The sequence below is a fragment of the Bradyrhizobium icense genome, from assembly GCF_001693385.1.
Classification (GTDB): domain Bacteria; phylum Pseudomonadota; class Alphaproteobacteria; order Rhizobiales; family Xanthobacteraceae; genus Bradyrhizobium; species Bradyrhizobium icense.
Window position 1 is genome coordinate 7,666,204 of record NZ_CP016428.1, and the last position, 14,215, is coordinate 7,680,418.

14 protein-coding genes are annotated in these 14,215 nt (G+C 63.3%); 6 read left to right on the forward strand and 8 right to left on the reverse strand.

What is annotated here, in order from left to right; translation table 11 throughout:
- Positions 1-78: 78 nt before the first annotated feature.
- Genes LMTR13_RS35565 through LMTR13_RS35575 form a run of 3 tightly spaced genes read left to right on the forward strand, consistent with a single transcriptional unit; the run spans position 79 to position 2,522 of the window.
- A complete protein-coding gene (locus LMTR13_RS35565) occupies positions 79-777 on the forward strand; it encodes a helix-turn-helix transcriptional regulator (RefSeq protein WP_065731810.1) in 699 nt (232 codons plus the stop codon).
- Between the two features lie 46 nt (positions 778-823).
- Positions 824-1,168, forward strand: coding sequence for a YkgJ family cysteine cluster protein (locus LMTR13_RS35570; protein ID WP_065731811.1), 345 nt, complete (start codon positions 824-826; stop codon positions 1,166-1,168).
- A gap of 52 nt (positions 1,169-1,220) precedes the next feature.
- Positions 1,221-2,522 carry an IS1182 family transposase gene (locus LMTR13_RS35575; protein ID WP_065729675.1) on the forward strand — a complete coding sequence of 434 codons (1,302 nt, stop codon included), beginning with the start codon at positions 1,221-1,223 and terminating at the stop codon, positions 2,520-2,522.
- Between the two features lie 236 nt (positions 2,523-2,758).
- Here the strand turns inward: LMTR13_RS35575 and LMTR13_RS35580 are convergent, their stop codons facing one another.
- From LMTR13_RS35580 to LMTR13_RS35595, 4 genes are all read right to left on the reverse strand, one after another.
- Positions 2,759-3,163 carry a hypothetical protein gene (locus tag LMTR13_RS35580; protein ID WP_065731812.1) on the reverse strand — a complete coding sequence of 135 codons (405 nt, stop codon included), beginning with the start codon at positions 3,161-3,163 and terminating at the stop codon, positions 2,759-2,761.
- Positions 3,164-3,347: 184 nt separating this feature from the next.
- Positions 3,348-3,701 carry a DUF3307 domain-containing protein gene (locus LMTR13_RS35585; RefSeq protein WP_197521190.1) on the reverse strand — a complete coding sequence of 118 codons (354 nt, stop codon included), beginning with the start codon at positions 3,699-3,701 and terminating at the stop codon, positions 3,348-3,350.
- 684 nt (positions 3,702-4,385) lie between these two features.
- Entirely contained in the window at positions 4,386-5,252 is an 867-nt protein-coding gene (locus LMTR13_RS35590; RefSeq protein ID WP_065731814.1) for a DUF6537 domain-containing protein, read from the reverse strand.
- A gap of 18 nt (positions 5,253-5,270) precedes the next feature.
- A complete protein-coding gene (locus tag LMTR13_RS35595) occupies positions 5,271-5,936 on the reverse strand; it encodes a Crp/Fnr family transcriptional regulator (RefSeq protein ID WP_065731815.1) in 666 nt (221 codons plus the stop codon).
- Between the two features lie 271 nt (positions 5,937-6,207).
- Here LMTR13_RS35595 and LMTR13_RS35600 point away from each other — a divergent pair, with 271 nt between their 5' ends.
- From LMTR13_RS35600 to LMTR13_RS35610, 3 genes are all read left to right on the forward strand, one after another.
- A complete protein-coding gene (locus LMTR13_RS35600; RefSeq protein WP_065731816.1) occupies positions 6,208-6,993 on the forward strand; it encodes an enoyl-CoA hydratase/isomerase family protein in 786 nt (261 codons plus the stop codon).
- Between the two features lie 165 nt (positions 6,994-7,158).
- Positions 7,159-7,413, forward strand: coding sequence for a hypothetical protein (locus LMTR13_RS35605; RefSeq protein ID WP_065731817.1), 255 nt, complete (start codon positions 7,159-7,161; stop codon positions 7,411-7,413).
- A gap of 231 nt (positions 7,414-7,644) precedes the next feature.
- Entirely contained in the window at positions 7,645-9,279 is a 1,635-nt protein-coding gene (locus LMTR13_RS35610) for an ankyrin repeat domain-containing protein (protein ID WP_065731818.1), read from the forward strand.
- Positions 9,280-9,313: 34 nt separating this feature from the next.
- Here the strand turns inward: LMTR13_RS35610 and LMTR13_RS35615 are convergent, their stop codons facing one another.
- From LMTR13_RS35615 to LMTR13_RS35630, 4 genes are all read right to left on the reverse strand, one after another.
- The gene (locus tag LMTR13_RS35615) at positions 9,314-10,012 is read right to left on the reverse strand and encodes a nitroreductase (protein ID WP_065731819.1); all 699 of its coding nucleotides are present in this window, start codon (positions 10,010-10,012) and stop codon (positions 9,314-9,316) included.
- A gap of 132 nt (positions 10,013-10,144) precedes the next feature.
- Positions 10,145-11,389: an acyl-CoA dehydrogenase gene (locus LMTR13_RS35620; protein ID WP_065733242.1), complete on the reverse strand. Its 1,245-nt coding sequence runs from the start codon at positions 11,387-11,389 to the stop codon at positions 10,145-10,147.
- A 135-nt stretch (positions 11,390-11,524) separates the two neighbouring features.
- Complete coding sequence (locus LMTR13_RS35625; protein WP_065731820.1) at positions 11,525-12,772, reverse strand: acyl-CoA dehydrogenase; 1,248 nt, start codon at positions 12,770-12,772, stop codon at positions 11,525-11,527.
- 146 nt (positions 12,773-12,918) lie between these two features.
- A complete protein-coding gene (locus tag LMTR13_RS35630) occupies positions 12,919-14,046 on the reverse strand; it encodes an acyl-CoA dehydrogenase family protein (protein WP_065731821.1) in 1,128 nt (375 codons plus the stop codon).
- Positions 14,047-14,215: the final 169 nt, after the last annotated feature.

The window sequence follows — 14,215 nt, forward strand, 5'->3', positions numbered from 1 at the left end:
TTGTCCCGATATACAAAACCCCTGCTGCCAACATGCTGTCAGCATCGCGGGCCATCGATCAGGAAAAAGAGACGAGCCATGAGACGGGCCGACCGGCTGTTTCAAATCATTCAGGTGCTCCGGCGCACCCGCAAGCCTTTGACGGCGGACGCGATCGCCGCCGAGCTGGAGACTTCGAAGCGAACCATCTACCGCGATATAACGACCCTGATCGAACAGCGCGTGCCGATCCGCGGCGAAGCCGGCGTCGGCTACATCCTGGAAAAAGGCTTCGACCTGCCGCCTTTGATGCTCACGCCCGATGAGATCGAGGCCTGCGTGCTCGGCGCGCAATGGGTGGTCGGCCACGCCGATCCCGCATTGGCGCGCGCAGCCCAGGACCTGATGGCGAAAGTCGCCGAAACCGTGCCGGAGCGGCTGCGGCCATTCGTGCTGGAGCCGGCCAGCCGCGCCCGATGGGCAAGGAACCGGGAGCCCGACCGGATCGACATGGTGCGGACACGGGCGCAGATCCACGACGGCAAGAAGATCACGCTGAACTATCGCGACGAGCACGGCCGCGACAGCCAGCGCACGATTTGGCCGATCGCGGTCGGCTATCACGAGGCGGTGCGGATACTTGCGGCGTGGTGCGAACTGCGGAAGGATTTTCGCAGTTTTCGCACCGACCGCGTCGTCGACGCGGTCTACCACGACGAAAAATATCCGGAACGGCGCGACATCCTGCGGGCGAAATGGCGGCGCAGCCTGGTCTGGGAAGCGCCCAAAGATACTTGAGGGCCGTCGCTGGCCGCGGCCGTCATTCCGGGCTAAACGCTGAAACATGCAAGGAATCGCCGCCGACAACCAAAGCCCCTGCCAGGCCTGCGGCGCCTGCTGCAGCTACTCGCAGAACTGGCCGCGTTTCACCACCGAGGACGATGCGGCGCTCGACCTGATCCCGGAAGGATTCGTCAACGAAAGGCTTTCGGGAATGCGGTGCGACGGCGACCGCTGTAGGGCGCTGTCAGGCAAGGTCGGTGAGGCGACATCGTGCCTGGTCTACGCGGTTCGGCCCGAGGTTTGCCGCACCTGCATGCCCGGTGACGTCGAATGCGCGATGGCGCGAAAGCGGCATGGGTTGCCAATACTTCCCGTCGTCCCTGCGAACGAGCCTGTGAGGGAATAGGATTGAGCAGCCGGTTGCGCTGTGATTCACTGGCATCGAACGGGGTTATTCGATGACCAGTGACGCACGGTTTATTCGGGCTGATCGGACGCAGACGCAGTGGGACTTTGTGGATTTGGAAGCTCTGGTTCCGAGCGACCATCGCGCCCGTATTGTGGTGAGTTTTGTGGAGAGCTTGGACCTTTCGCGGCTTTACGAGGCGATCAAGGCCCGTGAAGGGGAACCTGGACGCCCGCCGCCGGATCCGGCGGTTCTGTTGGCGCTTTGGCTCTATGCGACGATCGAAGGAGTAGGTTCGGCTCGGCAACTTGAACGGCTTGCACGGCATGATCCGGCGTACCGCTGGATCGCCGGTGGGGTACCGCTCAACTACCACGGGCTTGCGGACTTCCGGGTTGCGCATGTGGAGGTTCTCGATCGGCTCCTGACGGAGAGCGTGACGGCGTTGATTGCCGAAGGGGTGGTGTCGCTGGCCGAGATTGCGGTGGACGGCACCAAGGTTCGAGCGAATGCCAGCCGTGAATCGTTCAAGAGCGGCAGCAGGCTTGATCGTATTGAGGCTGCCGTGGAGCGGCGGCTTGCGGCGCTCAAGGCGGAAACCGAAAGCGATCCGGAGGCGTCTTCGCGCCGCAAGCGGGCGGCGCAGGAGCGAGGGTCTCGGGAAGTGAAGGAAAGCGCTGCACGCGCGCGGGCAGCGCTTGAGCGGATGCGAGCGGAGAAGGCGAAACGAGAAAAGACCCATGCCAAGGACGAGGCGAAGAAGTCTGAGCCGAAAGTCTCGCTGAGTGATCCGCAGGCGCGCTCGATGCGCTTTCCGGACGGGGCCATTCGTCCGGCCTATAATGCACAGATCGCGGTGGTGCCCCGGCCAGGCATCATTGTCGCAGTAGAGATGACGGATCGGCGCAACGATGCCGGCTTGGCGATGCCGATGGTGGATCAGTTGGTGAAGCGCTACGGCAAAGCACCACAGACGCTTCTCATCGACACCCGTTACGCGACTGCCGAGGACATCGCCACTCTGTCGGAGCACGCCGCCGGACCGGTGAAGGTCTATACGCCGCCACCTTCAGACCGTCAGGATGTCAAACCCGAGACGCTTGTCAGGCGGACCAGAGAGCGGGCCCGCGAGCCTGACAGTGTCAAAGAGTGGCGCAGTCGGATGGCGACGCAGGCTGGCACCGACGTGTACGCACGGCGCAAGCTCATCGAGCGGATCAACGCCAACCTCAAAAACCACGGCTTCGGCTTCATTCCGGTGCGTGGCCTGATCAAGGCCGCGGCAGTGGCGCTCTGGCATGCGCTCGCCAATAACCTGCTGGCAGCGCACCGCCTGCGAGGCAGACCCACGTGACCAGAGTTCACCGGAGAGAGCCAGTGAGGTAACCGCATCAACCGATCGGCCCACCAAACGCCGCCGCGATATCGGTGGCGGCAACCATCCCCCATTAAGCTCAATTCCTTCACAGGCTCGAACGCAGGGACCCATACCGCGTGATCTATCGATCGGGCGATATGGCAGACGCCTTCTAAACCAACAGCGATTTGTGGTTATGGGTCCCCTGCGTTCAGGGACGACGGCTGAGCAAGTTACGCCGTCACCGCTTCGGCAAAATCGTCGTCGTCGATTTCATCGTCGATCGGCTTGAAGGTCGAGAGCGGCTTGGTTGAAAGGGTGATCGGCTTGCGGCCGCCGTTGGACGATGACGAGGCGGAACGCGCGGCGGGTTCGCGCGACAGTGCATAGAGCGTGGAACCAACCCGGCCGCCGAAATGGACCAGCTCGCGTTCGGTGCAGCTTGCCGCGATGGCTACGGCCAGCGCGTGGAGGTGGCTGCGGCGGTAACAGAACAGCGCCAGCATGGCGCGGACGTCGGACGAAACGCTTTCCACCAGGAGCGACAGCCCATGCGGATTGGCACGATACATCTCGCCCAGAAGCTCGTCCCGGACCGGACAGAAATCGTTCTCGAAGGCGTCACGGCTTGAAAACATTGCGGTTCTCCCTGTCCGGAAGATGCCGCGCAATTCTCTAACGAAGGGTTAACCACCTGCACCAGTAGTGTTCCGGAGAGCTTGCCAGTCACGCCCGAGCCGGAATCGTAACGTGATTCGCGCCGGGCGGATGCGCGTTCGAATTTTCGGAAGTGGATTGGCCTGATGCCGCCGGTCGCAGGGATCAGTTCGCCGCCATGAAGATCGCCAGGCCGAAACCGGTGAGGTGGTGCAGCGCCTGGTCGACGCCGATCAGCGTCCAGAACCAGGGATGCTCGTTCTCCAGCGTCACGCCGAACCGGGAGGCGATGATCCCCTTGAGGCGGTCGACGATGATGTGAATGAAAAAATCGATAAAAGCGACGAACCAGAATCGCGGTGCGACGATGAGGATCAGCGCCAGCGATACCGCGAGATGCACGAGGCAATGCGCGAGTAGCGGCAGCGCCCAGCCGGTCTTTTGATCCTTGCCGATCGCCATCCAGGAAGTTTGCAGCATGAAGTCGGCAATGACGTGCTTCACGGTGAGAAGCAGCATCCATCCGACCAGCGCACCTACCGGGATCGAGGACGACATCGAAGGAAACAACAAAGCTGACGCCCTTTGCTAGGACTGACGAGATGGCGAAAAACCGGGGCCTAGGCTGTCAGCGCAATGTTCTTGTCAAACCCGGACTATTCGAACGCTGCCTTTATTTATGACATCTCCCGCGCCGGAATGCACCTGTGGGTAGTCTGAAAATCGCACGGTGTGGCGGAACTGCGATACTGCGGCAAGGGCGCGCAGCTTGGCCCGGGGGGTTACCGGCGGGCGCGCTTTGCAGTCCCATAGGAGCGCGCTATCATCGCGCCCGAAATTATCATTCTTTTCTAGGTATTTACAAATTCATTCGGACGGCCCGGCGGCCGCGGGTCCCTGCCCCGGACACGAGCCACGCGCGCCGAAGCCCCAACGCCGCATCCGAAAATGCCGCGCCGCCGCCTGCGGGCGGTCAGGAGCAACCGGACCCAGTCTGAAGCGGCATGCCGGGCAGGATCATGCGCAGGATGACAAGGTCGTGGTCATGAAGATCGCGCAGAGCGCCTGACCCCTCATGGTGGGGCTCAAGGGTGGGCAAAGCGACTTGTCCTCCGTAGCTCGAAGAGCGAAGGCGGAAGCGTGCCCATCACCACTCCCGCATGGACAGATGGTGAGCACGTCGCTAGCGCTCCTTTTCCCACCCTACACGTTAACGGATACCCGTGCCCTTATCTCGGCGATCTTGCGCTTGAGCGCGGCCTGCCGCGGGTCGGGCAAGGCGGCGGCGCGTGCTTCGGCTATCGCTCCGGCGAGATCTGACAAGGCCAGCACGCCATCGAAGGTCGGCTTGGCAAGCCCGTCGATGATCGCGTTCCAGTCCGCCATGCCCTGTCGATAGACGTCGCCATAGCCCTCGATCATGGTCGCGGTCTGGATGATCGTGGGCGCGGCCTGGGGCTGTTTGGTCAGGCTGCGGTCGATCATGTGCAGCCAGCGTTCGACCCAGACCCGCTCCCTGGCATAACGCACCGAAAGCAGCCGCCATCGCCGCAGTCCCGCTTCCATCTTGAGGCGGCGAATGCCGAAGCGGCTTTTCGTACTGAAACGGATCGAGACGCGCATGCGGCGCGTCCATCCGGCCCAATCGAGCGCGTCGAGAATGTACTCGGCGATCGCGGCCGGCAGTGCGCCGATCAGCTCTTCAAGCCGGAATTTTTTGACCTCGACGGAGCCGGCCGACGCGCCGGGCGGGCCGTGGAGTTCGGCGAGCTTGAGCTGCGCGATCCGGATCGGGTCCTGATAGCTCATGCGCACCGCCATCAGCCGCGCGATTTCGCCGAGCATCGCCTCATCGACGCCTCGTTTGCCGATGAACCGCCGCAGCCGGTCGACGTAGAGCCGGGCGTAGCTCGGGCCCTGATAGTCGATGAGAAGATGGATGGCCTCGCTCGCGACCGCCATCACCGGCTCCGGCAACCCCTCGGGCAGGAACGGCGGCTCGTCGTCATCGTCGCCGATGAAATCGGCCAACAGATAACGCACCGACGAAAGGAACCCGCGGTCTGCCACTCCCTTCGCTCCCGGCTCCTAGGCGGGCTTCGGTTCAGCGACGGGCGCCGTCTGCTGGGCCAGCCGCCGCTCGAGCGTTTCGATGTTTTGGAACAGGCGGGCGCTCGCCAGGCGAAGGAAGTAAAAACCGAAAGCCGGGTTCTGCACGTAGAGCTCCTCGACCTTGCTGTAGCTGACGCTCAGGATGAGGCCGGCTTCGATGCATTCCAGCGTCTGGGTTCGCATGTTCGACGGCGACAGCATACCGAGCTCGCCGACGATGGCGCCGACCGGCAGCACGATGCCGGATTCGACCAGCTTGAACTTGCCGCTGACGATATAGAGCATGTCCTCGGCCTTCTCGTCCTTGTAGAACAGGATCTCGCCGGCCGCGCAATTGCGCTCGGTCATGAACGGCTTCAGCCATTCCATCGACAGGTCGCTGTTGACCGATTTCTTCACGTCGCGCACCAACTGCAGCATCTGGTGCAGGCGGTAGGAATTGACCAGCAGCATGATCACCTGCACCACCATCATCAGGTAGTTTCGGGCCGGGATCGCGGTAAGAATCAGGATGACGTTGGCGAGAATACCGAAGACCCGCAACGGGATCATGGTCTTCATGGTGGTGGTGGCGACCACGAAAATTGTTGCGAACAGCGCGCCCGCCGTTCCCGCGTGTTGTGCCAGATGAGACGTATCCATTGGAGGCCAACCAATTTTCTTCAGGGACTGATTTTTTCGCGATTCTGCTGCGGTGCCCGCTATCGTAATGCCCGCAGGGCCTTTTTGGTATACGAGGAAAAGGCGACGTTTTGTCAGGATTCTCACTATTCCGGGTAAAATTCACGTCCAGATAGCCGCCCGCGGCCCGAACCCGACCGCCTGGCGCAGCGGGCGCGCGGGCATCGTTGACGGCCTCCCCGGCGGCAGGCACGCTTCGTTCGCAATGACGGCTGAACAAATGGAGAGAATAGTGTCCGATACAGCCGAGACGGCGAGCGCGCCAGTCCTCGAAATCAAAGGCCCGCGCGCCACCATCCGTCTCAACCGGCCGAAACACCTGAACCGGCTGCAGAGCGAGGATCTCGGCGACCTCATCAAGCTGTTCGACCGGATCGAAGCCGACCCCGCGATCCGCGTGCTGGTGCTGACCGGCACCGGCCGCGCCTTCAGCGCCGGCTACGATCTCAATTCGGTGGCGGATCGAGCGACCAGCGAGAAGGAACAGCAGAGCGCGGGATCGGCGTTCGAGGTCGTCGTCAACCGGCTGGAGGACCTCGGCGTACCGACGATCTGCCGGCTGAATGGCGGCGTCTATGGCGGCTCGACCGATCTGGCGCTGGCCTGCGACTTCCGTATCGGCGTCGATACGGCGGAAATGTTCATGCCGGCGGCGCGACTTGGTCTGCACTATTACCCAAGCGGAATTAAGCGCTACGTCTCGCGGCTCGGCGTCGATAATGCAAAGATGCTGTTTCTCACCGCGCAGAAAATCACCGCCCCGGAAATGCTGCGGATCGGCTATCTCACCGCCATGGTGCCAATGGAAATGCTGGACGAGGAAGTGGACAAGCTTGCTGATATCCTGGCCGGCAACGCGCCGCTGGCGATGCGCGGGATGAAGCGGGCCATCAACGAATTCGCCCGCGGCAAACTTGACGAGGAAGCTGCCGATCGCCGCCATCGCGAGAGCATGCGCGGCGCCGAGATCAAGGAAGGCATCGAGGCGTTCGCGGAAAAGCGGCCGCCGCGGTTTTAGGCGCTGCGCCGTGTGTGGGACACGATATTTCGCTTGGTGTCACCGCCACGAAACATTCCTGAAACACGATTCTCCCCTTCACGCATGAACGCAAGCCGCTCCAGGTCCGACTGATGGGCAGGGACGCAACAACGGCCTCGCGCCGAACAATTGGAGATAATGAGTATGTTTCGCAAGATTACCCTCGGACTGATTGCCGCCGCCTCGCTGACCATTGCCGCTGCAGCACCCGCTTCCGCCGGCGGCTTTTACCACGGCCATCATTGGGGCCATGGCTGGGGTCATGGATGGGGTCCCGCGATCGGCGTCGGCTTCGGCGGCGTCTATGTCGACACCGGTTTGAACGGCTGCCTGCAGCAGCGCTGGGTCGAAACCCGCCGCGGCATGCGCCTGCGCACCGTGAACGTCTGCGCCTACTGATCGAACAGCGCTGTAAGAAAGATCCCGGCCGCTTGCCACGCGACCGGGATTTTTCCGCCTGCCTGATACGTTGACCCCTCCCCGCTGCAGCCATATTGTGGCGCCTGCGGTGCAAGCCGCACCCGGGCCCGCGGGAAGGGTTGAACCCACTTGCAGCTTTCGAGCGACATCTAGCGCCTTTGTGCAGCCGGTATTGCGGGCCGTCGGCGATGTCATGCACGGAGGTGTCTGATGAACCGGTCTCCCGATCGATTGAATCTCGATCATCTGAAGAAACAAGCCAAGGAATTGATCCGCCTCTATCGAAGCCGCGATGCGGCGGCGATGGCGCGGTTCCGCCAAGCGTTGCCGGCGGCGGCCGGCCGCAGCGACGGCGATATTGCGTCCCTCGACCTTCGCCTGCACGACGCGCAATCATGCATCGCGCGCGAGCACGGCTTTTCTTCCTGGCCCGACCTGAAACAGTACGTCGAAGTGCAGATGGCGGCGCGCAACGAGCGCACCGCCCGCGTCCTGCACTGGGCTCAGCTCATCTATTCCGGCGACGTCAGCGGCACAATCAACCGCGCCAACCCGCGTGTCGCGTTGCGCATCCTGGCCGATGATCCCGAACTCGTCGCCGGCGACCCTTATCTCGCTTGCGCGATCGGCGACGAAGGCATGCTGCGGCGGGCAACGCAGGCCGATCCGGCATGGGTGAACCGTCCCGGCGGCCCGCTGCAATTGCCGCCGCTGTTCGCGGTCGCGCATTCGAGCCTGCTGCGCGTGGAAGAACTTCGCGAGCGGCTGCATCGCTGCGCGCAATGGCTCATCGCGGCAGGCACCGACGTCAACCAGTATGTCCACAGCCGCTGGCCGCCCGCGTCCTTGAGCGAACCCGACCAACGCTATCCGCTCTCGACGCTCTATGGCGCGGCCGGCAGCAACCATGATCCGGCGCTGACCAGATTGCTGCTCGAAGCGGGCGCAAACCCCAATGACGGCGAATCGCTTTATCACTCGTTGGAGAATCCGGCGTGCACGCGGCTGTTGCTCGAGCATGGCGCGCGGATTGCAGAGAGCAACGCGATCTATCGCTCGATCGATCTCGAGGACGACACCGCGCTGAAGCTACTGCTGCAGCATGGCGGCGATCCGAACGAGCCGGCGCGGAACGAGCCGCCGAGCCATTGGGGTTCGCCTCTGGCATGGGCGATCTACCGCCGACGGCCGCGCCATGTGAGGGCATTGCTGGAAGCGGGGGCCGACCGGTTGCGACCAACCGCTGACGACATCAGTCCCTACAGGCTGGCGCTGCAGTTCGGACTCTCCGATGTCGCAGCCCTGCTGCGCGAGGGCGAACCTGATATCTCCGACGAAGAACGGTTTGTCGCCGCATGTGCGCGCGGTGACGAAATCGAGGCGTGGGCGATCCGTTCACGACGGCCCGACCTGCCGGCCTCGCTGTCGCCAGCACAGTTGCGTCTGCTGCCTGACATGGCCGCAGCCGGCGCCGACGACGTCGTCAAGCTGATGGTCGGGCTCGGCTGGCCGATCGCCATCCGCGGCGGCGACTGGGATGCATCCGCGCTCAACCTCGCGGTGTTCCGCGGCGATGCCGCATTGACGCGCTTCCTGCTCGAACATGGAGCCAATTGGACGGAACGACACGGCCATGGCGACAATGCCTGCGGCACGCTGGGATGGGCCTCCTGCAACGAGCCGGTCGAAGGCGGCGACTGGGCGGGCTGCGCCCGCGCCCTGCTCGATCATGGCATGCCCGGCGCGACTGAAATCCCGGATGATCCCGACTGGGTGATGGTCGCGGGAATCAGGAAGCGGTTTTCGGACGAAGTAACCGAGGTACTGCTGCGGCACGAAGCTTGAAGACTCGTCCCCTCTCCCACAAGAGGAGAAGGACCTACGCGTCCACGAACGTGACCGTATCGGCCACGCTCGCCCGCGAGGTGCGGTAGCTGTTGACCTTGTGGGCGTGGTCGGCATAGCCGAACGAGATGCCGCAGACCACGCGGCGGTCATCGGCGAGGTTGAAGTGGCGGCGGATCAGCCCGGAATACCGCGCGAGCGCGGCCTGCGGAATCGTGCCGAGGCCGAGCGCCTGCGCCGCCAGCATGAAGTTTGAGACATAGGCGCCGCAATCGACCGCGCCGTAGGTGCCGAGCGGCTCGTCGGTGTGAATGATCGCAACATGCGGGGCGCCGAAGAAATTGTAGTTCTCCAGCGCCTGTTTGGCGTAAGCCATCTTGTCGCCTCTGGTGATGCCGAGCGTGTTGTAGAGCTGGAAGCCGCTTTCGCGGCGGCGTTCGAGATAGACGCCGAGATATTCGCGCGGCGGCGTGAAGTCATGATCGTCCTTGGCGCCGGAGGCGGCTTCGGCATAGATCGCCTCGCGGAAGCGCTCCTTGGCCTCGCCGCTTGCGATCAGCACCTGCCATGGCTGGCTGTTGCACCACGACGCCGTACGCTGCGCCACTTTGAGAATGTGGTCGATGGTCTCGCGCGGCACTTCTCGCGGCAGGAACGCGCGCACGGAGTAACGCTCGTTCAGGAGTTCTTCGAGCACGTCGATGCGGTCGTGTTGGTTCACAGCAGTATCCATAGCCTAGCTCGCTTTCGTGCCCCAGACGCAACGCAGCACGAAGTGGTGCGTTGCAGAGCCGGGGCCTATCACAGTAGGTCCCCGGCTCTGCGGAGCAACGCTGCGCGTTGCACCGCGTCCGGGACACGAGAACTACCGTCCCTTGGTCGGGATCTTGTTGAACGGCACGTCCTTGTCGACGCGGATATCGCCGGGCAGGCCGAGCACGCGTTCGGCGATGATGTTGCGCAGGATCTCGTCGGTGCCGCCGGCAATGCGCATCGAGGGCGAGGAAAGCAGCATCTGCTGGAACTGGCCGCGTGCCATTTCCTCATCCGTGCCTGTGAGCGCGCCGGCCGCGCCCTGCAGATCCATCGCATAGGTCGCGATATCCTGCAGCATAGAACCCGACACCAGCTTGCCGATGGAATTTTCCGGGCCCGGCCGCTCACCCTTCGAGAGCGAGGAGATGGCGCGGTAGCTGGTGTATTTCAGCCCGCTCGCCTTCACCGCCCAGCTCGCGAGCTTTGAGCGCGTCGCGGGATCGTCGATCGCGAGCCCGTCGTCGGTCATCAGGTTCGAGCAGAACTCGAACATTTCCGGGAAGCCGGTGGCGAGCCGCGCGCCGATCGACATGCGCTCGTTCATCAGCGTAGTCAGCGACACGTTCCAGCCGTCGCCAACCGCGCCAAGGCGCTGGCTGTCCGGGATCACGACGTCGGTGAAATAGACCTCGTTGAACTCCTGCATGCCGTTGGCCTGCTTGATCGGCCGCACCTCGACGCCCTTGCTCTTCATGTCCAGGAAGAACATCGTCAGCCCCTTGTGCTTGGGCACATTGGGATCGGTGCGCGTGATCAGCAGGCCGTAATCCGAATAATGCGCGCCCGAGGTCCAGATCTTCTGGCCGTTGACGATCCAGTTGTCGTCCTTCTTCTCGGCGCGTGTGCGAAGCCCCGCAACGTCAGAGCCGCCGGCAGGTTCGGAGAAGAGCTGACACCAGATGTGTTCGCCGGAAGCAAGTTTTGGCAGATAGTGACGCTTGTGCTCCTCGCTGCCGAACGCCATCACGGTCGGGCCGCACATGCCCTCGCCGATCTGGAACGGCTGCGTCAGCTTGCCGTAGACGCCCTCTTCCTGTTGCCAGATCACCTTCTCGATCGGCGTGGCGCCGCGGCCGCCATATTCCTTCGGCCAGTGCAGGCAGGCCCAGCCGCCTTCGGCTTTCTTCTTCTGCCAGGCCTTGCCGACATCGACGATATCTTCCTTCTCCAGCCGGATGCGGCCGAGCGAGGATTTTGACAGCTCCGTCTCATACTGCTTCGGCGCGTTGGCGTCGATCCATTTGCGGGCAGTGGCGCGAAACTCGGCTTCCTGCGGGGTATCGTCGAAGTTCATGGCGACTTCCTTCTTTCTTGTCATTCCGGGGCGCGCATAGCGCGAACCCGGAATCTAGAGGTTATGTTGCTCGAGGTTCTCAGATGCGCAATTGCGCATCATAGCTCGCCGCTGCGCGCCGCCCCGGAACGACACTTATGTCCTTCCCTTGGTCGGGATCTTGTTGAACGGCACGTCCTTGTCGACCCGGATATCGCCGGGCAAACCAAGCACGCGCTCGGCGATGATGTTGCGCATGATCTCGTCGGTGCCGCCTTCGACGCGGGTGCCTGGCGCGCGCAGCAGCATCGCCTGGAATTTACCGGCGACTTCGGCGTCCTCCGGACCGCTCAGCACGCCGGCCGCTCCTTGCAGGTCCAGCGCGTACATCGCCACTTCCTGGACCATCGATCCCGCCACCAGCTTGCCGATCGAATTTTCCGGCCCCGGACGCTCGCCCTTCGACAGCGCCGAGATCGCGCGCATGCTGGTGTATCTCAGCCCGCTCGCCTTCACCGCGTAGTTCGCCAGTCTTGAACGAACGTTGCGATCCTCGATCGCGGGTCCATCCTCCAGCATCAGGCTGTTGCAGAACTCGAACAGCTCCGGGAAACCGGTCGCGACACCGGCGCCGATCGACATGCGCTCGTTCATCAGCGTCGTCAGCGAAACGTTCCAGCCGTCATTGACGGCCCCCAGCCGCTGCGAATCCGGAATCTTCACGTCGGTAAAATAGACCTCGTTGAAATCGGACTGTCCGCTGGCCTGCTTGATCGGCCGCACCTCGACGCCCGGGCTCTTCATGTCCAGGAAGAACATGGTGAGCCCCTTGTGCTTCGGCACGGTCGGATCGGTTCGGGTGAGCAGGATGCCGTAATCCGAATAATGCGCGCCCGAGGTCCAGATCTTCTGGCCGTTGATGATCCAGTCGTCGCCCTTCTTCTCGGCGCGGGTGCGAAGCCCTGCGACGTCGGAGCCGCCGGCCGGCTCGGAAAACAACTGGCACCAGATCTTTTCGCCCGAAGCCAGCGGCGGCAAGTATTTGCGTTTCTGCTCCTCGCCGGCATAGGCCATCATCGTCGGCCCGCACATGCCGTGGCCGATGATGAACATGCCACTGAGCTTGCCGAACGGGCCCTCCTCCTGCTGCCAGATCACCCGCTCGATCGGCGAAGCGCCGCGGCCGCCATATTCCTTCGGCCAGTGCAGGCAGGCCCAGCCGGCATCGGCCTTCTTCTTCTGCCAGGCCTTTGCGACCTCGAGAATGTTGGCACCCTTCAGCACGGTGCGGCCGAGCGAGGATTTTCGGAGTTCTTCCTCATATTGCTTCGGCGCGTTAGCGGAGATCCATGAACGGGCCTCGGCGCGGAACGCGGATTCCTGCGGGGTGTCGTCGAAGTTCATGACGCTTCTCCTTCTCTCGGTGCGTTCCCCGGATGCTGCGCAGCGCGAAGCGGTGCGCTGCTGATCCGGGGTCCATCCTGGTTATTGTGGGTCCCGGTTCTGCGAAGCAGCGCTACGCGCTTCATCGCGCCCGGGACACGAGAATCCTACGCCGCGTTCTTTTTTCGCATGCGGTCGATCAACTGATCTTCCCAATACGACAGGCTGCCGAGCGTCAGCGCGGTGGCGTTGGCGCGGCGGTAGTACATGTGGCAGTCGAACTCCCACGTAAAACCCATCCCGCCGTGAACCTGGATGTTGTTCTTGGAACAGTGCTGGAACGCCTGCGTCGCGCTGATGCGCGCAGCCGCCGCCGCTTCCGGCAATTCCGCCGCATTGGTCGAGAGCGCCCAGGCGCCGTAATAGCAATTCGAGCGCGCCAGCGTCGCCGAGACGTACATGTCGGCGAGGATGTGCTTGACCGCCTGGAACGAGCCGATCGGCCGGCCGAAGGCAATACGGTCGAGCGCGTAGTCGCGGCCCATTTCCAGCGCGCGATCGGAGCCGCCGACCTGCTCGAACGCCAGCAGCACCGCGGCGCGGTCGAGCACTTGCGTGAGGATACTCCAGCCCTCGCCCGGCGCTCCGAGCGGTTCGGCCTTGGCATTCTTGAAGATGAGTTCGGCTTGCCCACGGGTCGGATCGACATTGGTCAGCGCCTTGGCCTCGACGCCGCCGACCTTGAGGTCGACCAGGAACAGCGAGATATCGGAGTCACGGCCGGTCGAACCGGTACGCGCGGCGACGACAGCGAAATCGGCGATCGCACCATCCGGCACCGGCTTCTTCACGCCTGACAGCGTGCTGCCGGAAGCCTGCAGCTTGATCGCCTTCGGCGACGGATTGCCCTTGCCTTCGAACAGCGCCAGCGTGCCGATCGCCTCACCCGACGCGATCTTCGGCAGCCATTTCTGCTTCTGCGCGTCGGAGCCGGCCAGCAGCAGCGCTTCGGCAGCGAGATAGACGGTGGAGGAGAACGGCACCGGCGCATTGGCGCGGCCCATTTCTTCCGCGATCACGCAGAGCTCGAGATGGCCCGCGCCTGCGCCGCCGAATTCCTCCGGGATCGCGACGCCGAGGAAGCCCATTTCGGCGAGCCCCTTCCACAATTCCTTGTCGTACGGCGCCTTGCCGTCGAGCACCTCGCGCACGGCCTTCGGCGGGCACTTTTCGGCGAGAAACTTTCTCGCCTCGTCGCGCATCTGTTTTTGTTCGTCGGAGAAATCGAAGTTCATGGCGTGTTACTCGCGTTATGTGTGGTGTATTTCTTTATCTCGTCGTCCCCGCGAACGCGGGGACCCATAACCTCCGGCGGTTATGTTTTGTCGGAACTCGCACCAACCTAACATCGATAGGCCTCGGCGTATGGGTCCCCGCGTTCGCGGGGGACGACGATGAAGGGTG

Coding starts and splice junctions, on each gene's coding strand:
- LMTR13_RS35565 (WP_065731810.1), top strand. CDS start 79: ATGAGACGGGCCGACCGGCTGTTTCAAATCATTCAGGTGCTCCGGCGC.
- LMTR13_RS35570 (WP_065731811.1), top strand. CDS start 824: ATGCAAGGAATCGCCGCCGACAACCAAAGCCCCTGCCAGGCCTGCGGC.
- LMTR13_RS35575 (WP_065729675.1), top strand. CDS start 1,221: ATGACCAGTGACGCACGGTTTATTCGGGCTGATCGGACGCAGACGCAG.
- LMTR13_RS35580 (WP_065731812.1), bottom strand. CDS start 3,163: ATGTTTTCAAGCCGTGACGCCTTCGAGAACGATTTCTGTCCGGTCCGG.
- LMTR13_RS35585 (WP_197521190.1), bottom strand. CDS start 3,701: ATGCTGCTTCTCACCGTGAAGCACGTCATTGCCGACTTCATGCTGCAA.
- LMTR13_RS35595 (WP_065731815.1), bottom strand. CDS start 5,936: ATGGATACGTCTCATCTGGCACAACACGCGGGAACGGCGGGCGCGCTG.
- LMTR13_RS35605 (WP_065731817.1), top strand. CDS start 7,159: ATGTTTCGCAAGATTACCCTCGGACTGATTGCCGCCGCCTCGCTGACC.
- LMTR13_RS35610 (WP_065731818.1), top strand. CDS start 7,645: ATGAACCGGTCTCCCGATCGATTGAATCTCGATCATCTGAAGAAACAA.
- LMTR13_RS35615 (WP_065731819.1), bottom strand. CDS start 10,012: ATGGATACTGCTGTGAACCAACACGACCGCATCGACGTGCTCGAAGAA.
- LMTR13_RS35620 (WP_065733242.1), bottom strand. CDS start 11,389: ATGAACTTCGACGATACCCCGCAGGAAGCCGAGTTTCGCGCCACTGCC.
- LMTR13_RS35625 (WP_065731820.1), bottom strand. CDS start 12,772: ATGAACTTCGACGACACCCCGCAGGAATCCGCGTTCCGCGCCGAGGCC.
- LMTR13_RS35630 (WP_065731821.1), bottom strand. CDS start 14,046: ATGAACTTCGATTTCTCCGACGAACAAAAACAGATGCGCGACGAGGCG.